The sequence below is a fragment of the Paenibacillus cymbidii genome (genome assembly GCF_004764705.1).
Classification (GTDB): Bacteria; Bacillota; Bacilli; order Paenibacillales; family NBRC-103111; genus Paenibacillus_AN; species Paenibacillus_AN cymbidii.
Window position 1 is genome coordinate 108,751 of the sequence record NZ_SHLX01000017.1, and the last position, 23,880, is coordinate 132,630.

At 59.5% G+C, this 23,880-nt stretch carries 22 protein-coding genes; 13 read left to right on the forward strand and 9 right to left on the reverse strand.

Annotated elements, in window-relative coordinates; translation table 11 throughout:
* Window positions 1-33: 33 nt before the first annotated feature.
* The 4 genes from EXY20_RS22610 to EXY20_RS22625 form a co-directional block, all read right to left on the reverse strand.
* A complete protein-coding gene (locus EXY20_RS22610; RefSeq protein WP_135554387.1) occupies window positions 34-2,256 on the reverse strand; it encodes an AraC family transcriptional regulator in 2,223 nt (740 codons plus the stop codon).
* Window positions 2,257-2,336: 80 nt separating this feature from the next.
* A complete protein-coding gene (locus EXY20_RS22615; protein ID WP_135554388.1) occupies window positions 2,337-3,890 on the reverse strand; it encodes an ABC transporter substrate-binding protein in 1,554 nt (517 codons plus the stop codon).
* A 53-nt stretch (window positions 3,891-3,943) separates the two neighbouring features.
* Window positions 3,944-4,846: a carbohydrate ABC transporter permease gene (locus tag EXY20_RS22620; protein WP_135554389.1), complete on the reverse strand. Its 903-nt coding sequence runs from the start codon at window positions 4,844-4,846 to the stop codon at window positions 3,944-3,946.
* A 45-nt stretch (window positions 4,847-4,891) separates the two neighbouring features.
* Window positions 4,892-5,776: an ABC transporter permease gene (locus EXY20_RS22625; protein WP_135554477.1), complete on the reverse strand. Its 885-nt coding sequence runs from the start codon at window positions 5,774-5,776 to the stop codon at window positions 4,892-4,894.
* Window positions 5,777-6,152: 376 nt separating this feature from the next.
* On the opposite strand from EXY20_RS22625, the gene EXY20_RS22630 reads away from it, so the two are divergent.
* From EXY20_RS22630 to EXY20_RS22650, 5 genes are all read left to right on the forward strand, one after another.
* Window positions 6,153-6,752 carry a DUF2087 domain-containing protein gene (locus EXY20_RS22630; protein ID WP_135554390.1) on the forward strand — a complete coding sequence of 200 codons (600 nt, stop codon included), beginning with the start codon at window positions 6,153-6,155 and terminating at the stop codon, window positions 6,750-6,752.
* A gap of 519 nt (window positions 6,753-7,271) precedes the next feature.
* The gene (locus tag EXY20_RS22635) at window positions 7,272-8,126 is read left to right on the forward strand and encodes an ABC transporter ATP-binding protein (protein ID WP_135554391.1); all 855 of its coding nucleotides are present in this window, start codon (window positions 7,272-7,274) and stop codon (window positions 8,124-8,126) included.
* Window positions 8,119-8,781 (forward strand): ABC-2 transporter permease, encoded by a 663-nt coding sequence (locus EXY20_RS22640; RefSeq protein ID WP_135554392.1) that lies wholly within the window; start codon window positions 8,119-8,121, stop codon window positions 8,779-8,781. Before EXY20_RS22635 ends, EXY20_RS22640 begins: the two co-directional genes overlap by 8 nt.
* Window positions 8,778-9,143, forward strand: coding sequence for a GntR family transcriptional regulator (locus tag EXY20_RS22645; protein WP_135554393.1), 366 nt, complete (start codon window positions 8,778-8,780; stop codon window positions 9,141-9,143). Before EXY20_RS22640 ends, EXY20_RS22645 begins: the two co-directional genes overlap by 4 nt.
* A gap of 70 nt (window positions 9,144-9,213) precedes the next feature.
* Window positions 9,214-9,939, forward strand: a complete 726-nt coding sequence (locus EXY20_RS22650) for an MOSC domain-containing protein (RefSeq protein WP_135554394.1) — start codon at window positions 9,214-9,216, stop codon at window positions 9,937-9,939.
* Here EXY20_RS22650 and dapA read toward each other — a convergent pair.
* Window positions 9,932-10,813, reverse strand: coding sequence for a 4-hydroxy-tetrahydrodipicolinate synthase (gene dapA, locus EXY20_RS22655; RefSeq protein WP_135554395.1), 882 nt, complete (start codon window positions 10,811-10,813; stop codon window positions 9,932-9,934). The genes EXY20_RS22650 and dapA overlap by 8 nt on opposite strands.
* Window positions 10,814-10,949: 136 nt before the next feature.
* On the opposite strand from dapA, the gene EXY20_RS22660 reads away from it, so the two are divergent.
* The 3 genes from EXY20_RS22660 to EXY20_RS22670 all read left to right on the forward strand — a co-directional run bounded on the left by EXY20_RS22660 (window position 10,950) and on the right by EXY20_RS22670 (window position 14,427).
* Complete coding sequence (locus EXY20_RS22660) at window positions 10,950-11,828, forward strand: LysR family transcriptional regulator (RefSeq protein WP_135554396.1); 879 nt, start codon at window positions 10,950-10,952, stop codon at window positions 11,826-11,828.
* 108 nt (window positions 11,829-11,936) lie between these two features.
* On the forward strand, window positions 11,937-12,887 hold the full coding sequence (gene argC / locus EXY20_RS22665) for an N-acetyl-gamma-glutamyl-phosphate reductase (protein ID WP_135554397.1): 951 nt from the start codon (window positions 11,937-11,939) through the stop codon (window positions 12,885-12,887).
* Window positions 12,888-12,978: 91 nt separating this feature from the next.
* On the forward strand, window positions 12,979-14,427 hold the full coding sequence (locus tag EXY20_RS22670) for a SulP family inorganic anion transporter (protein WP_135554478.1): 1,449 nt from the start codon (window positions 12,979-12,981) through the stop codon (window positions 14,425-14,427).
* 91 nt (window positions 14,428-14,518) lie between these two features.
* Here the strand turns inward: EXY20_RS22670 and EXY20_RS22675 are convergent, their stop codons facing one another.
* On the reverse strand, window positions 14,519-15,199 hold the full coding sequence (locus EXY20_RS22675; protein ID WP_167859441.1) for a DUF2306 domain-containing protein: 681 nt from the start codon (window positions 15,197-15,199) through the stop codon (window positions 14,519-14,521).
* Between the two features lie 945 nt (window positions 15,200-16,144).
* On the opposite strand from EXY20_RS22675, the gene EXY20_RS22680 reads away from it, so the two are divergent.
* Window positions 16,145-17,938, forward strand: a complete 1,794-nt coding sequence (locus EXY20_RS22680; protein ID WP_135554399.1) for an AAA family ATPase — start codon at window positions 16,145-16,147, stop codon at window positions 17,936-17,938.
* 169 nt (window positions 17,939-18,107) lie between these two features.
* On the forward strand, window positions 18,108-18,311 hold the full coding sequence (locus tag EXY20_RS22685; protein WP_135554400.1) for a YwbE family protein: 204 nt from the start codon (window positions 18,108-18,110) through the stop codon (window positions 18,309-18,311).
* A gap of 385 nt (window positions 18,312-18,696) precedes the next feature.
* Here the strand turns inward: EXY20_RS22685 and EXY20_RS22690 are convergent, their stop codons facing one another.
* The 3 genes from EXY20_RS22690 to EXY20_RS22700 all read right to left on the reverse strand — a co-directional run bounded on the left by EXY20_RS22690 (window position 18,697) and on the right by EXY20_RS22700 (window position 21,621).
* Window positions 18,697-19,479 carry an exodeoxyribonuclease III gene (locus EXY20_RS22690; protein ID WP_135554401.1) on the reverse strand — a complete coding sequence of 261 codons (783 nt, stop codon included), beginning with the start codon at window positions 19,477-19,479 and terminating at the stop codon, window positions 18,697-18,699.
* Between the two features lie 54 nt (window positions 19,480-19,533).
* On the reverse strand, window positions 19,534-20,280 hold the full coding sequence (locus tag EXY20_RS22695; protein ID WP_135554402.1) for a phytanoyl-CoA dioxygenase family protein: 747 nt from the start codon (window positions 20,278-20,280) through the stop codon (window positions 19,534-19,536).
* A 171-nt stretch (window positions 20,281-20,451) separates the two neighbouring features.
* Window positions 20,452-21,621, reverse strand: a complete 1,170-nt coding sequence (locus tag EXY20_RS22700) for a winged helix DNA-binding domain-containing protein (RefSeq protein WP_135554403.1) — start codon at window positions 21,619-21,621, stop codon at window positions 20,452-20,454.
* Between the two features lie 188 nt (window positions 21,622-21,809).
* Between EXY20_RS22700 and EXY20_RS22705 the strand changes: the two genes are divergently transcribed.
* The 3 genes from EXY20_RS22705 to msrA all read left to right on the forward strand — a co-directional run bounded on the left by EXY20_RS22705 (window position 21,810) and on the right by msrA (window position 23,842).
* Window positions 21,810-22,292 (forward strand): hypothetical protein, encoded by a 483-nt coding sequence (locus EXY20_RS22705; protein WP_135554404.1) that lies wholly within the window; start codon window positions 21,810-21,812, stop codon window positions 22,290-22,292.
* A gap of 133 nt (window positions 22,293-22,425) precedes the next feature.
* Window positions 22,426-22,734 (forward strand): TFIIB-type zinc ribbon-containing protein, encoded by a 309-nt coding sequence (locus EXY20_RS22710; protein ID WP_135554405.1) that lies wholly within the window; start codon window positions 22,426-22,428, stop codon window positions 22,732-22,734.
* Window positions 22,735-22,885: 151 nt separating this feature from the next.
* Window positions 22,886-23,842, forward strand: coding sequence for a peptide-methionine (S)-S-oxide reductase MsrA (msrA, locus tag EXY20_RS22715; protein ID WP_235886148.1), 957 nt, complete (start codon window positions 22,886-22,888; stop codon window positions 23,840-23,842).
* The last annotated feature ends 38 nt before the right edge of the window (window positions 23,843-23,880 follow it).

Sequence of the window (23,880 nt, forward strand, 5' to 3'; positions counted from 1 at the left end):
CGTCGGCGGCGGCCGCGCAGCCGGCAAGAGCGGCTACGGCGCCGCATGCTTGTTTCGCAGCCGATATTCGTTCGGCGTGATCCCTACGTACTTCTTGAACACCTTGCCGAAATAGCTGTTGCTGGCAAAGCCCGTTTCTTCGGCGATCGCCGCAATCAGCTTGTCGCTGCCGCGCAGCAGCTCCTGCGCCCGTTCGATCCGGTATTCGTTGATATAGTCGGATAGCGTCTTCGACGTATATTTTTTGATCAGCCGCCCGAGATAGACGGGGGACATGTTGAGCGCTTCGGCGATGCCGTCGAGGCTGAGGTCCTCCTTCATGTACTGGGCGGCGATCATTTGATTGATGATGCGCATCAGTTCGTCGTATTTCGCGTTTTTTTTCGCGCCGAGCTTCTCTTCGATCAGGTCGAACAGGTCCATGAAGCGGTCGCGAATATCGTCCAGCCGTTCCAGCTCGGCAAGCGGGGCGAACAGATCGTGGAAGCGGATTTCAAAATCGTAGCCGGACGCCTTCTCCAGCGTGTCGACGACCATGTTGATCGCAAAAAACAGGCGGAATACGGTCAGGTGCAGGCTTTTGTACGAATGGCCTTCCAGCGATCCGAGAATCGCCGCGCACGTCTCGCGCACATCGTCCATGTGGCCAAGCATCAGCGAATCCGTCAGTTGTTCCTCGCGGTGAATCGGATATTGCAGCTGGCGCTGGTCCAGCTCCAGCGCCTCGCGCAGATCGATGATCGCTTCCCAGCCCGCAAACAGCCGGTATTGCGATGCCGCCAGCGCCTCCGCATACAGCGTGCGCGCCGCCGCCAGCCCGGCTTCGTCCGACGGCGTCACGACCGCCGTTACAGTGAATTTCAAATGCCGCGCGATATTGCGCTGAATGTCGCGCGCGACCGGCTCCAGCGCCAGCTCCGGCGCGCCTTGCACGAGCAGGGCGACATGGTCGTCGCCGGCGTCGACCGCTTCGCAAGGCGCTTGCGCCGATACGAGCTCGGCGGCGATGTTCATCATTGCGAAGCGCAGCAGTCCGCGGTCCTTGAAGCCGTACTGCGACGTAAACGGCTTGAACCGGTCGATGCGCAGCAGAAGCAGCCGCAGCGGCGCGCCCGCCTGCAGCGCGATGCCGAACGCGGCCAGCTTGCCGGGCGTGCCGGCCGGCGGCAGCTCGTGCCCGGAAGCGAGCAGTTGGCGCAAAAATTCCTGCTTGATCGTATACGAGCTCTCCTGGATCGCCCGGTTCTGCTGCAGCAGCTTCTGCGACATGTCGGCCACCGGGCGGTTGAGAATGCGCGACGAGGCGTAGGACAGCGTCAGTCCCGCAACAAGCAAAATGACGGCAACCACAATCGTGCGCCGCTTCATGCCGTCGACCTCGCGAATCGCATCGGCGTAAGGCGTATACCGAACGAACTTCCAGCCGAGCAGGTCGGACGACACATAGGTGACGAGCGAATGCACGCCGTCGACGTCGCCGATGAAATGATCCGCATCCTTGCCCGAATGGAGGATGCGCTGGGTGAATTCCTGCCGCGACAAGTCGCTCAGAATCTGGTCGGGGTACACGCTGCTGACGAGCAGGCCGTTGTTGTCCATAATGATGATGCTGCCGTTGCGCTTCTTGTCCATCGACGTGATCGCTTTTTTCATCCAGGCGTCGGAAATGTTGAGCACGATCGCGTAGCCGCGTCCCGGCCCGAGGTTCTCGTAATAGACGAACGTGTAGACGCTGTAGTCGACGTTCGCGTTGTTGGACGTATTCGGGATGACGCGCGTAAACGGCTTCAGGTTATTGGCCGGGTCAAAATGATCCAGCAGCTGCGTAATGCCCTGATCGGCAAACAACGAGCCTTTGACGAGGCCGGTGTTGTTCGTGTAGAACACGTCCAGCTTCTCGTTGTACAAATAAATCGAATGCAGAAACGGCATCGAGCCGAGCAGCGTAATCCGGTCGGTGATCCGCTTCAGTTCGACGGGGTCCGTCTGCTCCATGTAAAAAATGTTCGGGATTTCCTTGTCGAGCAGCACTTGCGAAATCGCCATTTTGGCGTTTTCCAGCATCGCGTCCGCGGTGGTGCTGATTTGCGATAGCGATTCTTCGGCGTTCTCGTAAGTGCGGCGCTCTTCGATGCCGACGAACTGCACGTAGAGGAAGTAGGAAATCGACAGAATCAGCACCGATACAAGGGTCGACAAAAAGAACAACAGCCGGGAAAAGTAGCGGTTCCCTTGCAAGCGGCTGCGAATGCCCATCGATGCGTTCCTCCCTCATGGCGAAAGGCAAGAAGCCTGACGGCGGGCAAACCGCCAACCGTCAGGCTCCTGCGGCAAGGTTACTTTTTCTTCGCGGCGAGCCATTCCTTGTATTGCTTATTCATTTCTTGCATGACTTTATCGATTCCTGCCGCCTTCAGCTTCTCTTTGAATTTCGGCACGTATTCGTCCGGATTGACCGAGCCGGTTTCCAGGATCGGACGGAATTCCGTTTCCACGTTTTTGATCGCGGCCACTTCCGTTTTCAGCTCGGAGCTGTCGAAGTTGAAGCCGAGATTGACGACGATTTCCGATTCGGCGTTGAACTTCTTGAATTGGTCCCAAATATCGTCCGGTTCGCCCGGCATCAGGTACGTCAAATATTGGTTGCCGTACATCCACGTCGTGTTCGGGTTGTAGCCGGACTTTTTGCCGCCTTCGGTGGCCGGGGCGTAATCGATCCGCTTGTCGCCGGTTTTGACGTAATGCTTGCCTTCAATGCCGCGTCCGACCAGGTTGATCAGCTTCTCGTCGGTATACATCATGTTGTAGAACATCAGCACGCGGTCCGGGTTTTTCGAGTTGGTCGGAATGCCCATCATCGAGCCGACCAGGTCGTTTGTCGTCGTAATCGGCTTGCCGAAGTGCTGGAAAATGAACGGCTTGCCGAACAAGTTCGACACTTGCACGTCGACGTACGGCTTGAGCTGGCCGAACGTGAACAGCACGCTGGACTTGTCGTCGTTCGTCGCCTTCAGTACCGGCGCGTCTTTGCGGATGTAGCCGGCCTGGTAGTATTTGTTCAGCGTCTTCAGCGTGCTCATGTACGCCGGTTCGTCCAGCTCCAGCGTGTAAGCGGTTCCTTCCTGATTCAGGACGATCGACTGCACCGGCGATACGTTCCACAAGTAGCGGGCATTGACATTCGGGATGCGCGAGGCGCCAACCGCGAACAACGGCGTGATGCCCGGCTCGTTGTCCTTGATCGTTTTCAGGTACGGCTCCATATCCTCGAGGCTGTTGATCTTCGTAATGTCGATTTTGTATTTGTCGACCAGCGTTTTGTTCGCGGTGAAGCCGAGCCACGAGCCTTTTTCCTTGTAGGCGGCGAGCGTGTAAGTGCGGCCCTTGATCGCGCTTGCCTCCAGGAAGCCGTCGGCCAGCAGCTTCTTCGCGTCCGGCGCCAGCTTGTCGAGCTTGTCGGTCAAATCGACGAGACCGCCTTTGGCGACCAGATTGCTGTAGTTCATATTGCCGTTAGAGGTGAACATCAGATCGACTTTTTCGCCCGTGGCGAGGAGTGCCGTCATTTTCGTATCGTATTCGGACGAGGTAATCAGGTGCATTTTTAACGTGGCGTTGATTTTCGGCTGGATAATCTTGTTGACTTCGGCTTCGACCAGCTCGGTGTCCGCCTGCGGCCCCGTGGCCAGCAAATACCAGTCGATGACGTAAGGCGTCAGCTCCTGTTTCGGCGCGACGCTTGCCGCCGCGCTCGTTCCCGGACTTGCGGCCGGCGAGCCGGTCGCCCCCGAGCCTTTGCCGCCGCCGCTTCCGCCGCAGCCTGCCGCCGCCACGGACAGCGACAGCGCGACCGCCGCGAGCGAGAGTTTGAATCGTGCAGTAGTTGCCATTGTTCATAACCTCCCAATGAATAATAACATGTATGCTAACCAGTTGCCTGGATTTAGCCTTTGACGGCGCCGATCGTCAAGCCTTTGATGAAATATTTCTGGAAAAAAGGGTAAGCGAGCACGATCGGGCCGATGCCGACGACGGCCAGCGCCATGCGCAGCGTCAAGGTCGGCGGCCGGATTTGGGCGATCGTGCCGTAATTTTCGCCGCTCAGGTTGGACAAGTAATCCGCCAGGCTCTGCGCCTTGTACAGCAAATACTGCATGTTCAGCAGCTTGTCGTTCGTCATCAGCATGAGCGGCAGCCACCAGTCGTTCCAGTAGACGATGGCGCTGAACAGCCCGATGGTGGCGAGGCCCGGCAAGGACAGCCGCACCACGATCGAGAAGAAGACGCGGAACTCGCCGGCGCCGTCGATTTTGGCGGATTCGATGACGGCGTCCGGGATCGTGGTCGAAAAATACGTGCGCATGATCATCACGTACCAGCCGTTGAACAGGTGGGGCACGATGAGCGCCCAGATATTGTTTTTCAGGTGCAGCACCTGGGTCGTGACCATGTACCAGGAGACGAGGCCGCCCTGGAACAGCAGCGTAAACACGACGAGAAACAGGAACAGCCGGCGGAACGCGAATTCCTGGCGCGACAGCGGGTAGGCGAACAGGCCGATGACGAGCAGACTCAGCAGCGTGCCGACGACCGTCGTGAACACGGTGACGCCGTAAGCGCTCAGGATGGTGCGGTTTTCCTGCCACAGGTAGCGGTATGCCTCGAGGCTCAGCTTGTTCGGGATGAACCGGTAGCCGTCGGCGACGACGCTCGACTCGCTGGTGACGGATACGGCGACGACCAGCAGCAGCGGGACGACGCACGACAGGCTCATAAGCATAAACAGCGCGTGAAGCGTCGTGTTGGCGGCGGGCGAGATGGCGTTGATGGCTCGGCCGGGTTTCATCGGGCTCCTCCTTTGCGGGTGCGATAGGTTCGATTGTGCGGCTGGCTAAAAAATCGCCTTCTCCTTGTCGATGCGGCGGACGATTCCGTTCGAGAGCAGCACGAGCACGAAGCCGACAAACGCCTGGAACGTGCTGGCTGCGGAAGACAAGCTGATATCGCCGCTGTTGATCAAGGCGCGGTACACGTACGTGTCGATGACGTTGGTGGCGTCGAACAGCGCGCCGGAGTTGAGCGGCACCTGGTAGAACAGGCCGAAGTCGGCGAAAAACATCCGCCCGATCGCCAGCAGCACGAGCAGAACGATCACCGGCGAAATCGACGGTATCGTAATATGGCGCACCTGCTGCCATTTCGAGGCGCCGTCGAGCGCCGCCGCTTCGTAATAATCGTTGTCGATGCCGGTGATTGCGGCCAAATAGACGATGCAGTTGTAGCCGGCGTATTTCCAAATGTTCGCGAACACGAGAATGAACGGCCACAGCTCCATTTCGCTGTACCAGGCGACCGGTTCGATCCCGAACAGCGGCAGCACGGACGTGTTAAGAATGCCTTTGTCCACGCTCAGGAAGCCGTAGAACAAATAGCTGACCGCAATCCACGACAGAAAGTACGGCAGCAGCATCGTCGTTTGGTACCACTTGGCCAGGCGCCGGCTGCGCAGCTCGTTCAGGGCGATCGCCATCATGACGGCGACAAACGTGCCAAGGGCGATGAACACCAAGTTGTACAGCAGCGTGTTGCGGGTGATGATGAACGCGTCCGGGGTTTTAATGAAAAACTCGAAGTTTTTCAACCCGACCCATGGGCTGTTGGCGAAGTTCTTGAAGAAACTGCCGCCGGAATAGCCAAAGTTCTTGAACGCGATCAGGATGCCGCCGATCGGCAAATAATGAAAGGCGATCAGCAGCGCAAAACCCGGCAAAGTCATAAGCAGCAATGGACCGTTGCGGGCGAGCCGTCTCCCCCATCTTTCCACACCGTCACCTCCTCCGTTTAGTGGGCGTCTCGTCGTAGTCGCCGGATTGATCCCAGCGTAGCACCGGGCCGGCGGGGGCGAAATCGGAAATTCGGTCACAAAACCGCACTTTGCCGCAGGATCGGGATGGTAAAATCGAACCTTTTTGCCACTTTGCATACTTTGGCTCGGGGAAAGGGGCGGGGCTGGCCAGGGGAAAGGCGAAATAGGCCGTGTTTGCCCCCAACCGGGCAACCGGTCGGTTGACAATGCGGCGGCAAGGCGCTATGATCTATTTTAAATATAATCTAATTAGATAACTATTAAATTAGTGAGGTGCGAACCGACCGTGCAACTGGAAAAAGTAGTCCAGTACCACAAGGCGCTGGCCGATCCGACGCGAATCCGGCTGCTTATTTTGCTCGCCGAAGGCGAAAGCAACGGCCAGGACTTGGCCGAGAAGCTGGGGGTGACGCCCGCGACCGTAACCCATCACGCCGCCAAGCTGAGGGAAGTCGGGCTGATTCGTGAGCGGCGGGAGAAGAATACGATCTTTTTTGCGCTGCACCATGCGTTCATTCGCGATTATGCCGGCGCGACGGAAGAACTCATTTACCGGAAACAGAAGGGAGGGACGGACATGTTGGCGGAGGAGCAGGAGCGGGTCAGGCAGGCGGTGCTGAAAAACTTCTTTACGGCGGGCGGCGCGTTGAAGCATTTACCGGCGCAGCTCAAGAAGAAGCTGATCGTAATGGAGCATCTGGCGTCGCAGCTGGAAGTCGGCAGGAAATACGACGAAAAAGAAATCAACGCGTTCGTCAAAAGGTTTCACGACGACTTTGCCACGATTCGCCGGGAATTCATCATGCATCAGTTTCTGTATCGCGAGAAGGAGATCTACGAATTGAACCCGCGGGAAATGTGGGCGCGGTGGGAGAAGCTGTCGTGAGGCGCGGCGGCGGTTAGTCGTAATCATGCCAGAGGCTGGAGCAGCTGGAATAATGGGAGCAACCTTCTGCTCCGCTATAGGAGGGAAGCCAGAATAGCCAATGAAAAATGGCTTATTTATCCGATTGCGCCTGCCTCGTCGGAAATAGCCAGTGAAAACATGGCTTATTTGCTCCACCAGGCCCCCAATTCAGGTATTTTAACCGAAATAACCAGTGATTTCACTGGTTATTTTGAAGACACTGCCCGTTTTTGGCGAAATAGGCAATAAAACATGGCTTATTTTGCAAGATGCTTCATCGGAGCGCGGCAGTGAAGCAAATGGGATAGTCGGCGGAGGGGAGAATGCCGCGCTTTGTGCAGCTTGTCTGCTTGATGATTGTTAAAGGGGCGATAGGGCGCATTGCACACCAGCACAAGGCAAGTGTTGCGTACGCAAAAGCATTTGATTTAAAAGCCTCCTCATGTTATATTGTGCATATACGATATACACAATTTGGTTTGGTGGAGGAGGCGCGGCATGCTGGCCTTGGACATTCGAAATATAACGAAAAGGTACCCCGATTTTCAGTTAAGGGATGTATCGTTCCAGCTGGAAAAGGGTTATATTATGGGCTTTATCGGCGCCAACGGCGCGGGGAAAACGACCACCATCAAATCGATCATGAACATGATCCATACCGATGGCGGCGAGGTCTACATTTTGGGCAAAAACATGGCGGAACACGAACTCGAATTGAAACAAGAGATCGGCTGCGCATTCGGCGGCATCGATTTCTATACGAGAAGCCGAATCAAAACGTTGACCGATACCATCAAGAAGTTTTTCACCCGATGGGACGATGCGGCCTATCAAAGCTACTTGAGCCGATTCAAATTGAACGAAAACAAAAAAATCGCCGAATTGTCGATGGGCATGAAGGTCAAGTACAGTTTGGCGCTTGCCTTGTCCCACGGCGCCAAGCTGCTCATCCTCGACGAACCGACAAGCGGGCTCGATCCGGTGGCCAGAGACGATCTGCTCGATCTTTTTCAGGAGCTCGTCACGGACGGCGAAATCAGCATTCTGTTTTCGACCCATATTACTTCCGACCTGGAAAAGTGCGCGGATTTCATCACGTTTATCGCGGACGGGCAAGTGGTCAAGAGCGCCGAAAAAGAGGAATTCAAGGAATCCTTTCTGTTGCTGAACGGCAACGAAACCCAACTGGGCCTGGTGAAAGAACGGATGATTGCCTACAAGGTCAATTCGTTCGGCTTCACGGGATTGATTCGCTCCGCAGACTACCATTCCTCTTCCGGCATTAAAGCGGTCACGCCGAGTCTCGAGGACATCATGATCTACTTCGCAAAGAAGGAGCCCGCGCATGTATAATCTGGTGAAGAAGGATTTGAAATTAGGCATTCAGCCGTTTTTTTTCGTATTCCCTCTATTATTGGGCCTGTTGATGCTCATTCCCAGCTGGGTTTATTTTCTGGTCCCCCTGTATTTTTGCTGGCTCACGATCCCGAACATGTTCAGCAATTTTAAAACGCAGAATGACTTGATGTTTACCGCGATGATGCCCGTAACCAAGAAGGATATGGTCAAAGCAAGAATTTCCGTCATTGTCATCCTGGAGATCATGCACATCGGCTGGGCAGCGATCTTCGGTCTGATTCATGATCTTCTGTACGCGAACATAAACGTCGGCTACTATTTTTTCGCCCCGACCATGGGTTTCTGGGGACTTTGCATGGCCATGATGGCCATCTTCAATATCGCCTTCATCCCCATGTACTACAAGACGGCTTATAAATATGGCGGGGCGCTGGCCGTGGCTGTAATAGCCGCTATGCTTTTTGCCGGTATCGTGCAATGGCTGGGCATCCGGATTTCGTCCTGGTCCGAACTGTTCAATGTTAACGTCGCGGACCATTGGGTTTTTCATGGCACCCTCCTGATCGCAGGAATCGCCATCTTTGCAGCGTTCACCCTGATTGCTTACGGGATAGCGGTGAAACGATTCCTCAAAGTGGAAATTTTATGAACGTATCGATCTCGCACACATCGGAAAAACCGATTTATCAGCAGCTATTTGAACAGATCGGCGCCCAGATTATGAGGGGCGAGCTTCCGAGCGGCTACGTATTGCCGCCCATTCGGCAAGCGGCCCAGGAGCTTCGCGTGAGTGTCATCACGGTCAAGAAAGCCTGGGAAGAACTCGAACGATGCGGTCTGATCAACACGGTGACCGGCAAGGGATGTTTTGTCGCCGAGCTTTCTTCCGAAGAGATGCTGCAAATGCGCAACGAAATGATCTTGAAGCAAATGGAAAGCGACGCCTCCTACTACAAGTCCTTCGGCCTCACCCTGAATGAAGCGATTGAGATGTTGAAAAAGATTTATTAACCGCTCTCTGCCAGGCGGGGAAAAGCGTTTTGTATCATCAGTTCTCGTGCGGAAAGGAAGGTGCCGGACGGTGGTGAGAATCGGCACGATCGGGGATATTCGCCGTTACCCGGTCAAATCGTTTGCGGGCGAGCGGCTTGCGGCTTGCGACATCGAGCCGTACGGCATGAGCGGCGATCGTTTGTACGCGTTCCACGACGGCCAGGGGGCGGGATGGAACAGCTACATCACCGCCCGGGACGTTCCGGCGATGCTGGGTTATCGCGCGCAGCTCGGCGAAGACGGCGGCTTGCGCGTGACGGCGCCGGACGGCCGCCGCTTCGGCTGGGACGCGGCGCTGGCGCAGGAGCTTCAGGCGCAGACGCGGCGCCGCGTGCACTTGACGAGCGGGCCGGCACCGGAGGAGCCGGAGCGAATGGCAGTCGATCAGGGGAGCATTCTGCTGATCGCCGACGCCGACTTGCGCAGGCTGGAAGCGGCCTGGGGCAAGCCGGTCGATCCGCGGCGGTTTCGCGCCAATCTGCTGGTCCGGCTGGATGCCGGCGCGGGCGGCGCGCAAGACTGGCTCGGCCGCCGGCTGACCGTAGGCAGCGCGCGGCTGCGCGTCGACGAAAGCTGCGAGCGCTGCACCGTCATTACGCTCGACCCGGACACGCGCGAGCGCGATGCATCGCTGCTGCGCGCAGTCAACGATACAATGGCGCTGACGTTCGGCGTCTACGCGTCCGTCATAACGCCCGGCCGAGCGCGGCTGGGCGACGAAGTGCTGCTGGAGGAAACGCCGGCCGTCAGTTGACCGGCTCCTGCTCCAGCTCGCGTGCGAGCGCCGGCGAGATCGGCGCCAGCGGCAGCCGGACCGCACCTTCGGCGATCATGCCGTGCCTGGCCAGCAGCCACTTGAGCGGCGCCGGGTTCGGCTCGCGGAACAGCCGCTCGATGATGGGGCGCAGCGGCGCGAACGCCTGTTCGGCAGCGGCCATGTCGCCTGTGGCGGCGAGCCGGCACGTCTCGAGGAACAGCGGCGTCCGCACATTCGCCGAAGCGAGAATGCCGCCGCGGGCGCCGAGCCGGAGCATGTCGCAGAGCAGCGCATCGTCCCCGCACAGGACGGGCTTCGTCTTGTGCCGCATCAGTTCCTCCAGCAGCGCGGTGCTGCCGGAGCTGTCTTTGACGCCGATGACGCCGTCCAGCTCGAGGATGCGCCGCATCGTGTCCGCCGTCAGGCGAACGCCGGTGCGCGCCGGAATCTCGTAGGCGATGACCGGAACGCCGACTTCGGCGATGCGCCGGTAGTGCGCTTCGATTCCTTCCTGCGACGGCCGGCTGTAGTACGGCGTCACGACGAGCGCGGCATTGGCGCCGAGCCGCCCCGCCAGCTCCGTCCGCCGCACGCTGGCGGCGGTGTCGTTCGTGCCGGTTCCGACGACGATCGGAACCGGCCGTTTCTGCGCCGCGGCGACTTCCTGCGCCGCCCGGACGAGCGCCGCCGCTTCCTCCCACGCGACGGTCGGGCATTCGCCGGTCGTTCCGTTGACGACAATTCCCTGAATATCAAACGCGAGCAGTCCGGCGACATAGCGCCGGAAGGAAGCCAGGTCAAGCGCACCGTTCGGCAGAAACGGCGCAACGACCGGCACGAACACGCCGCACAAATCGTTTGTTTGCAGCAACGAAACCACTCTCCTCCAAATTGATGTTGAGCATGAAGCGGATAGTATCACTTTACCATCGCACCGATCATCAACGTTATCTATAATAATCGATAGGGATCATCAATAATTTTGAAATGGAAAGGGGGATGGCACGATGGACCTCGTCTACCTGCGGACGTTTCGCGAAGTGGCGCTCCGCCGCAGCTTCACCCGGGCCGCGGCGGAGCTCGGCTACGCGCAGTCCAGCGTCACGACGCAAATTCAGAAGCTGGAGCAAAGCTACGGCGTTCCTTTGTTCGAGCGCATCGGCAGCGGGCTGCGGCCGACATCGGCCGGAGAAGAACTGCTGGTGCTCGCGACGCAAATGCTCGAGCTGCACCAGCAAGCGAAAGAACGGTTGGCCCGGCAAAGCGGGGGCACGCTGACGATCGGCACGATCGATTCGATCGCCGCCTATTTTTTGCCCGCCATCCTGCAGCAGCTGCGGCGGCAGTATCCCGAGCTGACCATCCGGCTGCAGCCCGGGAGCGAGGACACCATCGTCGGCCAGGTAAAAGCGGGCGAGATCGACATCGGGCTTATTCTCGATCAGGCGGCAACCGATCCGGCGCTGGAGTGGACGACGATCCGCGAAGAGCCGCTCGTGCTGCTTGCTGCGCCCGGCCACCCGCTGACGCGGCAGACGATCGTCGAGCTGCAGCACCTCGAAGGCGAGGAGTGGATCATGACGGAAGCGAGCTGCAACTACCGCGTCATGCTGGAGAAGCTGCTGCGGTCGGAACGGGTAACGTGCCGCATCGGTCTGGAGCTGGGCAATCCCGAAGCGGTGAAGCGCTGCGTCATGGCCGGCGCCGGCATCGCGCTGCTGCCGGAAATGGCGGCGAAGGAGGAGATCCACCGCGGCGAGCTGGCGGCGCTCCCGTTCCGCCACTCCGAATTGCGGCTGGAGCTGCGCTGGTGCAAACACCCGAAGAAGTGGATGTCCCGGGCGCTGCAAGGGTGTATCGCGTTAATGGAGCAACAGGGCGAATGATCGACGCCGGAGAATATTGGCGCAGTTAACGATTGCGCAGCGGCTGCACGAAATGTATATTTATACTTATTAAAGTATAAATATACATTAACACTGGAGTGTGATCGCATGGGCATCAAAATATTCGTGGACGGTCGGGAAGGGACGACCGGACTGAAGATCCATCATTATTTATCGGGCTTCGCGGATGTGGAACTGCTGGCGATCGATCCCGCCTTACGCAAGGATGCTGCCGCGCGCAGCCGGCTGTTGAACGCGGCGGACATCGCGATCTTGTGTTTGCCCGATGCGGCTGCGCGGGAATCGGTGGCGCTGGTGACCAATCCGGCGACCCGCATCATGAACGCCAGCACGGCGTTCCGCACCGACCCCGCCTGGGCGTACGGCTTGCCCGAGCTTCACGGCCAGCGCGAACGGATCGCCTCGGCCGCGCGGGTATCCGTGCCCGGTTGCCATGCGACCGGCTTCATCGCCGCTCTCCGGCCGCTGGTCGAAGCGGGCATCGTGCCGCACGATTACCCGGTCACGAGCTACGCCGTTACCGGCTACACCGGCGGCGGCAAGATGCGCATCACGCAATACGAGTCGCCCGCTTTCGCCGCAGCGCATCAATTGCAGGCGCCCCGCCATTACGCGCTGCTGCACGATCACAAGCACATTCCCGAGATGCGCCTGTACGCCGGGCTGTCGTTCGACCCGTCGTTTACGCCGGTCATCGCGAATTACCCGCAAGGCTCGGCGGTGGCGGTGCCGCTCGTGTCCCGCTTGCTCGGCCGGAACGCATCCGCCAAGGACGCGCATGAGGCGCTTGCCGCCTATTATGACGGCGAACCGTTCATCCGCGTCATGCCGTTCGATGCGGCGGCGGAGCTTGACGAGGGCCATTTTCCGATCATGGCGCTGAACGATACGAACCGGCTCGAGCTGTTCGTCTTCGGCGGCGCGGACCGTTTCACGATCTTGTCCCGTTTCGACAACCTGGGCAAAGGCGCGGCCGGCGCCGCCATCCAGAATATGAACCTGATGCTCGGGCGCGACGAACGGACCGGACTGATCTGATCGGAACGCACTAAAAAGATGAGCGTCCTCCGCTCCATCCTGTATAATGGAACGGTCTTGATTTGCACCATGGGGGAGTGGGGAGCGGTTGTTGTACCGAAAGTGGAAAGAGGCGTGGCTGTTCAACGTGCGCAAAGACATTTTGGCCGGGATGACCGTGGCGTTGGCGCTTATTCCGGAGGCGATAGCATTTTCGATTTTGGCGGGCGTCGATCCGATGGTCGGCTTGTACGCTTCGTTCACCATCGCGGTGACGATTTCGATCGTCGGCGGCCGGATGGGCATGATTTCCGCGGCGACGGGCGCCATGGCCTCGCTGATGGGGCCGATCGTCGCCAAATACGGGATCGAGTATTTGTTCGCCGCCACCGTGCTGACCGGCATCATCCAATATGCGATGGGGGTGCTGCGCTTCGGCAAATTCATCACCTTCATCCCGCACGCGGTCGTCACCGGCTTCGTTAATGCGCTGGCGATCATCATTTTTATGGCCCAGCTGACGAACTTCGAGGACGCCGGTTGGCCCATGTACGCCATGGTCGCCGGAACGCTCGCGATCATTTATTTGCTGCCGCTGCTGACGAAGGCGGTGCCGTCGGCGCTGGTGGCGATCATCGTCATGTCGGCGGTGTCCATCGGCTTTCACCTCGACCTTCGCACGGTCGGCGATATGGGCGAAATTACGCAGCAGCTGCCCTTTTTCCATGTGCCCGATTTGGAGCTGTCGCTGTCCGCGCTTGGCACGATGCTGCCGTTTTCGCTGGCGCTGGCGGTGGTCGGGATGACCGAGTCGCTGATGACCGCCACGATCGTCGACGAAATGACTGAAACGAAAAGCGACAAAAACAAGGAAGTGCGCGGCCAAGGCATCGCCAACATCGTGACCGGCTTCTTCGGCGGCATGGCCGGCTGCGCGATGATCGGACAAACCGTCATTAATGTCAAATCCGGCGGGCGCGCCCGGCTGTCGACGTTCGTTTCGGGCGTGTTTCTGCTGTTCCTCATTCTGGTGCTCGGCAGCGTGGTCAAACAAATTCCGATGGCGGCGCTCGTCGGCGTCATGTTCATGGTGTCGATCGGCACGTTCGACTGGCATTCGCTGCGCACGCTGGCGCGCATCCCGCGCGGCGACGCGCTGGTCATGGTCGTGACGGTTGCGATCGTGGTGGCGACCTCGAATTTGGCGATCGGCGTTGTGTCCGGCGTCGTGCTGAGCGCACTGCTGTTCGGGTGGAAGTCCGCCCGCATCAAGGCGCATGTCGGCGTGGACAAGCATGGGGCCAAGGTGTATCGCATCAGCGGACAGCTCTTCTTCGGCACGATGATGCATTTCGTCGACCTGTTCGATTATCGCAGCGATCCCGAGCGGATCGTCATCGATTTTGCCTCGTCCCACGTGTGGGATCATTCGGCCGTAACGGCCATCGCCAAAGTGACGCACAAATACCGGCAGCTGAACAAACACGTGACGATGGTCGGTCTGAACGAGGAAAGCCGGCTGCTGATCGATCGCGAAGGCGTGTCCGGTCATGTAGCGTAACGGAAGAGCGACGGCTGATTTGGCGGCCAAAATCGTTCGCAGCGCCGTCCGCCGGTGATTTTACACCGGAGGCGGCGCTGTTTGGCGTGCGCTAATGCAGCACGCGGCCGGAAGTTCGACTCGTCGCGGCTGCCGTTGCCGCGCTGCGCCGCCGTCCGATGGCCCATTGCGCGAACAGCAGATTCGGCACCCAGCACAGCCAGGCGATGACGGGAAACGTATCGTTCGTGTCCGTCAGGCCGAACAGCGAATCGGCGAGCGGCGTGTAGATGCGAAGCGAGATCGCCGCGCACGACAACGCGAAATTTCGCGTCATCCAGCGGCCGTGAGCGGCCGGATCGCGTTCGTAAATGATGCTGTGCAGGCCGCGGCCGAGCGTGTAAAGCCACAGCGCCGACAGCAGGCCGAAGCCGAGCTGCGAGACCCAGCCGCCGTTTGCGTAGCAGGCCAGATACAGGCCGGTGACGCCGCCGGCCGCGATTGCCGCCGCATACACATAGCCGATTGCGCGATGCACATTCGGCATGTTCCGGCGGATGTTGCGGCCGAATTGCAGCCAGCCGATCGCCAGCCCCGTGCCGGCCGATACGGCATGCACCCACAGCATGCGATACCACAGGTCGGGCAATGCGCCTTTGTCCGTGACGAACGGCTGACGCCGGACTCCGCCCGGGTCGCCGTAGAACGCCAGCGCGTAAGCGCCGATCGCCATCGCCAGCACGGCCATCGCCCAGAATAGCCACACGGGTACGGAACGTTTTTTCGTTTGCATGACGAATTTGCCTCCTTCGGGAAATGGGCGGTCCATGTCAACATAACCGGACTTGTGGTGATCTGATTGCAGCATACCATGCGCGTTTTCGTTCCAGAAGCGGCTGCGGCAGGGGGAACGGCTCCGTCGGGAGACGGAGTTTTCTTGTAGTGACACGTTTGGGGATGAGGGGCAGGATCAATGTTGTCAGGATAAGGCAAAGAAGTCTGCATTGCTTGGAATGTTTGCGAAATAAGGCCGATTTCAGCCTTACAGCGGCGTTTCGGCGAGCAGTCGGCGAAATAAGGCTGATTTCAGCCTTGCAGCGTCGTTTTGACGAGCAGTCGGCGAAATAAGGCTGATTTCAGCCTTACAGCGGCGTTTCGGCGAGCAGTCGGCGAAATAAGGTTGATTTCAGCCTTACAGCGTCGTTTCGGCGAGCGGCAGACGAAATAAGGCTGATTTCAGCCTTACAGCGTCGTTTCGGCGAGCGGCAGACGAAATAAGGCTGATTTCAGCCTTGCAGTAGACCGGGACAGCTACCATCGCTTAACCTGACAACATTGGGTGCAGGATAATGACTCCCACGAAGGTGCTGCAGCGCAGGAAACATGCGCTAAACGCGCCGCGGTGGGCCATGGCGGGTGCTGCAGCGCATGAAATACCAAATTTTCTTGTGTTGACCAGGCGGATGCAAGCTTGTCCGCGGAGACAAGTTTTCGTTCTTGAACGACCGATTCGGAATATATTGGGATCATCGACAGTTGGGATTGCCAGCCCGAATATCGATCGTATATGCTAGGACTATCACTCATTTTACGGAGAAAGCTCGGAGGGGGGAGACCTTATTCCGCCTGCAGGAAAACGCTGTCAAGCGGCAACCTGTCCGGATCGCGCAAGCGCGGATTATACGGCAAGGCAGTCCCCTTGGAATGCAACCAATCTGGAGCAAAGGAAGGGAGAGCCATGAGGAGTTACCAATGGATCAGGTGGCGCAAGATTCTCCTCAGGCTTGCGATTCTCGTTGTCGTCGTCGCGGGAATATGGCTGGGAGGGCCGCCGGTATGGAACGTCACGCTGTCCATCGTCAGCCTGTTGTTTCAACTGTTGTTTGCCGTCATTTTTATCATCATTCAATTTGTAGCGCTGTTCTGGTTCCTTGCCCGCGGGCGGACGTACTGGATTTTGCCCGGAGAGACCGGCTCGAACTGGAGCGATTACCGGGGCAACCCGGAAATCGTCGACAACGCCAAACGCATCGTCACGTTGCTGAGAGGCGTCAAGGAGTTCAAGGAGATGGGCGGCGAAGCGGTGCGCGGGCTGCTGCTGTGCGGGCCGCCGGGAACGGGCAAGTCGTACCTGGCCCAGGTAATTGCCAACGAGGCGCAAGTCCCTTTCGCTTACGCGTCGGCGCCGAGCTTTCAGAACATGTTTTTCGGCGTCGGCAACATGAAGGTCATGAGGCTGTACAGCAAAGCGCGCAAGCTGGCCAAAATGTACGGCGCCTGCATCATCTTCATCGACGAGATCGACGCAATCGGCATGAGGCGCCAGGGCGGCGGCGGGGGCATGATGGGCGGCATGTTCGGCATGGGCGGCGGCTCCGGTCTGCTGAACGAGCTGCTGCTGCAGATGGATCCGCCGAATATGGACAACTCGCGGATCGCCAAGCTGCTGCGTTCGCTCGGCTTGCGGCACAAGAAGGCGGAACGGCTGCCCGTGCTGACGATCGGCGCGACCAACTTGCCCGACGTGCTCGATCCGGCGCTGCTGCGGCCCGGCCGCTTCGACCGGCAGCTGTGGGTCGATGTGCCGGACCATGACGGGCGCGTGGACGTGTTCGAATACTATTTGCAGAAGATCAGGCGGGACGAGTCCCTCACATCCGAGAAGGCGGCGCTCGATACGGTCGGTTACAGCCCGGCGCAAATCCGGCATATCGTCAACGAAGCGGTCGTCATGGCGCACCAGCGCGGCTCGACGGTAGCGAGCTACGAAGATTTCCGCGCTGCGATGGAAACGTACGAATGGGGATTGAAGCAGCCGCTCCGTTCGATGAAGGACGACGAGAAACGCAATGTGGCGTACCACGAGGCGGGGCATGCGGTGGCCCAGTTTCTGCTGAAGCCGCACGAGCGGGTGTGGAAGGTGACGATTATCCGCCGGGGCGGGGCGCTCGGGTTGGCGGCTACCAAGCCGGTGCATGAGCGTTACAATCATACCGACAGCGAAATTTTGGCCGAAATCCAGGTTTGTTTGGCAGCGAGGGCGGTGGAGGAGCAGTTTTTGCGAAAGAAGCTGAACGGCGTCACGTCCGATCTGCAGCAAGCGACCCAACTGGCCGGCGTCTACCTGGGCATGTACGGCATGGGCGACGAACTGTTCAGCTATTTGGCGGTAGGCGGCCGCACCGATGCCGTGAAATCGCTTCGCCCCAAAATCAACGAACTGCTGAAAAACCAAATGCAAGAAGCAAAAAAGCTCGTGCTGGAATACGCAGACTTCGTCCATGCGATCGCCGAAGAGCTGCTGGCGCGCGAAGACTTGACCGGCGATGAAATCGAGGAAATCTACGTGCGCCTGTACGGGGCCGACAAGCCGAAGCCGCCGCTTCCGAATCCGGAAGGACTGCCTCCGGAAATCGCCAAAATCGACGCGATGAAAGGGCCGGGAGCAATCGCGGCCGCGGGCGGCGACGATGGCGACGACGATGACCGATCGGGCGAAGAAGAAGGGGAAGAGGGCAAGGGCACGGCATGAGCGAAAGCTGCCAATCGAAAAAGGCCGGATTGTCTCGCGGGTCGAGGCGTCCGGCTTTTTTTTGACGTGCGGTTTGGATGTGCGCCGGTTTCGGGTACAATGGGGAAAAAGCGACCGCGCCGCCGGAACGCCGGCAGCGCGGGATGGCAGAAGCGAAAGAGGAGAACAGATGAACGGACAACTACGCGCCAACATCAGGCCCGGCCTCGAAGTGGACATCGTGCTGAAGCAGGACCAGGCGACGGGCAAGCTGACGCGCGGGATCGTGCAGGCGATCCTGACCAATTCTCCCCGGCACCCGCACGGGATTAAAGTAAGGCTGACCAGCGGGCAAGTCGGCCGGGTCAAATCGATTGCAACGCCGCCGCAGTAACACGCACGCGCGAACGGAAAGGCGAGCATCCGCTCATCGCGCTCACCCAAATAGGCCACAAAAAATGGCTTATTCGCCTTTTTTGCCTCGCTCCATCGAAAATAGCCAGTGTTTTCACTGGCTATTTTCATTCAAACGCCCCAAAATCGATCATTTCCCCAAAATAACCAGCATTTTCACTGGCTATTTCATCACCGTCGTCCGTTTTTGGCGAAATAGGCCATGAAAAGTGGCTTATTTCAGGCAGTGGTTGCTGTAGTTGCTGTGTTGTAGTAGTTGCTGTGTTGTTATGGTTGTTATGGTTGTTATGGTTGTTATGGTTGTTATGGTTGTCGTGGTCGTTGCGGCCTGATGTACGTTCTATGCATCAAGCGGGACGCCGCTTTCAGCCGGCCAGCTCCGCTTCGGCGGGTTCGTCGATCGTCAGGCTGACCGGGCAGTGGTCGCTGCCGAGCACATGGGCGTCGATCTGCGCGTCGCGGATGTACGGCGCCAGCCTGGCGGAAGCGAGGAAATAGTCGATGCGCCAGCCGACGTTCCGCTCTCGTACCTTGGGCATGTTCGACCACCACGTATAGGCGTCGTCGCGTTCCGGGTACAGGTGGCGGAACGTATCGAGAAAGCCGGCTTCCAGCAACTGTGTCATCTTGCCCCGCTCTTCGTCGGTGAAACCGGAATTGCCGCGGTTGCTGCGCCAGTTTTTGATGTCGATTTCGTTGTGGGCCACGTTGAGGTCGCCGCAGGCGAGCACCGGCTTGCGCGCGTCCAGCTCCAGCAAATAGGCGCGGAAGCGCTCCTCCCACTCCATCCGGAAATCCAGTCGCGACAAGTCGCGTCTGGCGTTCGGCGTATACACATTAACCAAATAATAGCGGTCGAACTCGAGCGTAATGATCCGGCCTTCCGGCTCCTCGTCCTGCTCCATGCCGTAGCGGACGGAGAGCGGGGCGATCCGGCTGAATACGCCTGTGCCCGAATACCCTTTCTGCTGCGCGTAATTCCAATATTGCCTGTACTCGCCGTCCAGCGCCAACTGGATCTGCCCTTCCTGCAGCTTCGTCTCCTGGACGCAAATCACGTCCGCCTCCGCCTGCTTCGCGTAGTCGAGGAAACCTTTGTTCACGCAGGAGCGCAGTCCGTTGACATTCCATGATACCAGCTTGGTCACGTTTCGAACCTCCACGATCCGTTCTCGTCCGCTGCAAGCCGGCCATGGCGGGACTTACGGGCACGCGAGAATGCCGTTGTCCGGGCCTACCGGGCAAGAAGGACGGTAATTCAGTTCGCCTTTTTTCATTTCCGGGTTGCTAGTCGCATTATAGCACATGATGAACGACCGGCGGGGATAATCCGACAAGTTGGCGGCCGAGCTGTGCAGCAGGTTGCTGTGGAAGAACAACACCGAGCCCGGCTTCATCTCGACCGGCACCAGTTCGAATTGCGACAGGATTTGCTCCATCCGGTCCGGATCGGCGCCGGTCTGAGTGCCGACATACTGGTGGCTCAGCCTGCCCAGCTTGTGCGAGCCTTTCAGAACGCGCAGGCAGCCGTTCTCGATGGTGGCCGGATCGAGCGCCGTAAACGCGCTGATTAAGTTCGGGTACATAAAGCCTTGGTCATACCAGTACCCGTAATCCTGATGCCATTCCCAGGCTCCGCCCGTTTTGGCTTCCTTCAGCATCACTTTCCCGTGAAAAAAGGAAGCGTCTTCACCAAGCAAAATACGAACCGGATTGACGATGCGCGGCACGGTGGACGCCGCCGACCAGATATCGTCGGCCAGATCGAACCAGAGCGCCAGCTTGGTCAGCTTGCCGCTGCCGTCTTTGACCGTATAGGACATGCGCGACACTTTTTCGCCCTGCTCGACGGCGTCCAGCAGCTTGGCGACTTCTTCGGGAGAGAACACATTCTCGAGTACGATATAACCGTCCCGCTCATATTGGCTGACTTGGGAAAAGGATAACATGGGATACACGCTCCTTGGCGAATTTGTGCCCGGGTGAACGAATTCACCTGACTTGGTTAGGAGTATACCACCTGCGGCCGGCGCTTGAACATGTAGGATGTTGTCGCTTTACCTGTACGATATCGCTGTTTTTGCCCGGCGGATTCGGCAGCGAATCGCCGCCCGCCGGGCTCACCGCGAATCCTCGAAACGGATGGCGCGCCGCCCGGCCGTTTCGGCGGCAAACGCCAGCAGCCGCTCGCCTTCTGCCGCCAATTCCTCCCGCACCGCATCGTCGATCGGCTCGAACAGCTCGACGACAAGCTCGGCTTCGCCGCGCTTCCGGTCGATCCGCCACATGCCGCGGACGAAGCCGTCGACCAGCACGGTGGCGCGGATGATGCCGTTGACGGTGAAGACGCGCGCGCGGCTTGCTTCGCTGATGATGCGCGAACGGTCGTCGTAGGACAGCAGCATGTTGTCGAACTCCGCAAGGAAGCGGGGCGGCGCCGGCGTATCCGGATCCGGCCGCGGCGCGTCCGGCAAGTCGAACAGCTCGCCGCCTTGCTCGTCGCGGAAAACGACGAGCAACGGGCGCAGCCGTTCGACCGCTTCGCGCAGCCGGGTCAAGCCGGACCATACTTGCATGTCCTTCACCGTCGCCGGTCCGAATGCGCGCAAATAGCGCACAATCGTCGCTTCCGGCGCGGCATCCGCTGCGAGCGGCCGGCCCAGCCATTGCTCCGCATCGGCATGGGCCGCCTGGCCGCCGGCGCCCCAAATGGCGCGCGGCGGCACCTGCGCCAGCGGCACATACGTGCGCACCGCCGCAGCCAGCGCGGCCGGGTCGCGCTCCGGCCAGCGCTCCGCCAGCCGCGCGCCAAGCTCGCTCGCCGTCAGCGGCTCCCGCGCGAGCAGCTCGCGCCCGGCGGCGGCCACCGCGGGCGCATCGAGGCCCGCGAACAGCTTGCCCGAGGCGCTGTGCAGGAAGGCGCGCTCGAGCATCGGCTGCAGCACGGGGCGCAGCGCCAGACAATCGCGGTCGGTGACGAGGTGGATCGTCGACCGCATCAGGGCGATGCGCACGGCGCGCCGCTCCAGGATGAGCTGCGACAGCTGCTCCTGGCGGAAGTCGGCCAGCCGCGTCCAGAGCCCGAAATAGGGCGGGTTCGGCGCTTGCGCCTGCAGCCCGGCGAGCTGCTCCAGCGCGTCGTAGGCGGACAGCTCGGCGCGGCTTAGCAGCAGCTGGCGCGCCAGCAGAGCGCGGTTCAGCGCGCGCGGCCCGAGCACGCCGCCGGGCGCGGGGCTGTCGCCGGAGCCGGTGCGGAAGCTTTCCGGCCGGGATGAAACGGGCTTCGTCATCGGGAATCGGGCTCCTTCCGTGCAAAAAAAATCGTACTTGCTTTCCATCGTACCAAATGATCCGGAATTCGCCAAAAGCGCCGACTCGCCGCAAAATGTCATTGACCGCCATACGGTCGCGGAGGTACAATGAAGTCCGTTTGGCTTTTCGGACGAAAGTTGCCTTTGCGGAAGGAAGACATCGCGACATGCTGTTGCGCTCGATCGTGCTTTGTATGTATTTGGCTTGCTTATACGAACTATCGCACCAATCTGGCGAATTGCAACTGCTCTTTTTCCCGACGCTCGGCGCGTTCGGGTTTCTGTTTCTTGCCCGTTCCCAGCGGGAAATGATGAAGGTGTCCTCGGCAGCGGTGCTCGCCGTGGTGTTCGGCAACACGCTGTATTTTATTTCTCCGGGGGTAGGGTCGTTTTTTGCAACGGCGCTGCTCGTCGTGTTCCTGATCCAGAAGCTGCGCCTGCAAGCGGCTCCGGTCGTGGCGGCGTCGTTCGTGCCGTATTTCGCCAAGCCGGAAGCGTTCTGGACGGTGCCGATGTCGGTGTTCGCTTCGCTGGCCGGCTTGCTCCTCGTGCTGGCAGCGGCGACCTACGCGGTGCATGCCGGGAAGGCGCTCATCGCCGGTATGGGGTGGACCGGGTTCGCCGCGCGGCGGATGGATGCCGGCGAATAGACGCGGCGGGGGCGGGGCAGGCTGATTTTGAAACCGCCGCGGCTTCCGAACGTATGATTTGCGCGAGCGTCAAGCTTTTGCGAGTGATGCGAATCCGCGTTCGCGGCGGCGAGCGCCCGAGGAGGAATGACGGATGAACTGTCCGGTATGTCACGACACCCGCATGAGAGAAGTGCAGAAGAACGACGTTATGATCGACATTTGCCCAAGCTGCAAGGGCGTCTGGCTGGATCGCGGCGAACTGGACAAGCTGATGAGCGATGTCAAGGAAGTGCGCGACGACTATAACAAGTGGTACTACGACGAACCCGGCAAACGCCGGGAGCGCGACGACGACGATGACGACGACGATTACAAGCGGCGCGGGCCGAACGACCGCAATTACCGTCCGCCCCACCGCAAAAAAAGCGTGCTCGACCGGCTCGGCGACTTGTTCGACTGAGCGAAGCCATTGGCGCGACCCGAAGCTTTCGGGTCGCGTTTGTTTCGTTTGAGCAGCAATTTTCGCCGCGCGCTTCCGGTCTTTTTTGCGGAGGCGCCGCATTTTGGTATCATAAGAAGAGAAGGAAGCGATGTCGAGGAGGGAACCAAGCATGAGCGAGTTGGCGACTTTTGCCGGAGGGTGTTTCTGGTGCATGGTGAAGCCGTTCGAGGAATGGCCGGGCATCGAAAAGGTCGTTTCCGGCTACACCGGCGGCCATACGGTCAATCCGACTTATAAGGAAGTGTGCTCGGAAACGACGGGGCATACGGAAGCGGTACAAATTACGTTCGACCCGGAGACGATCTCTTACGAGCGGCTGCTGGAAGTCTATTGGCAGCAAATCGATCCGACCGACGCGGACGGCCAGTTTCACGATCGCGGTTCGTCGTATCGGCCGGCGATTTTTTATCATAGCGAGGAGCAGCGGCTGGCGGCGGAGCAATCGAAGCGGGAGCTCGACGCCGGCGGCCGGTTCGAGCGGCCGATCGTGGTGGCGATCGAACCGGCGAAGCCGTTCTACCCGGCGGAGGACTATCATCAAGGCTACCATCGCAAAAACACGCTGCGCTACAAGCTGTACCGCAGCGGCTCGGGACGCGACTCGTTCCTGAAGCGGCATTGGCGGGACAACGCCGACGACAAGCAGCTGCGCGCGAGGCTGACGCCGATGCAATACGAAGTGACGCAGAACAGCGCAACGGAGCCGCCGTTCCGCAACGACTACTGGGACAACAAGCGCGAAGGGCTGTATGTCGACATCGTGTCCGGCGTGCCGCTGTTCAGCTCGCTCGATAAGTTCGACTCCGGCTGCGGCTGGCCGAGCTTCACGCGTCCGCTGGCGGAGCAGTTGATCGACGAGAAGCACGATTTCACCCACGGCATGATCCGCACCGAAGTGCGCAGCGCCGGCAGCGACTCGCACCTTGGGCATGTGTTCGAGGACGGACCGGCCGAAACGGGCGGTCTGCGCTACTGCATCAACTCGGCGGCGCTTCGTTTCATCCCGAAGGAAGAGATGGAGCGGGAAGGGTACGGCGAGCTGCTGGAGCTGTTCAAGCGGGGCTGACGCCCGCTGCGCCGGCATCGGCAATCGGATCGGCGCAT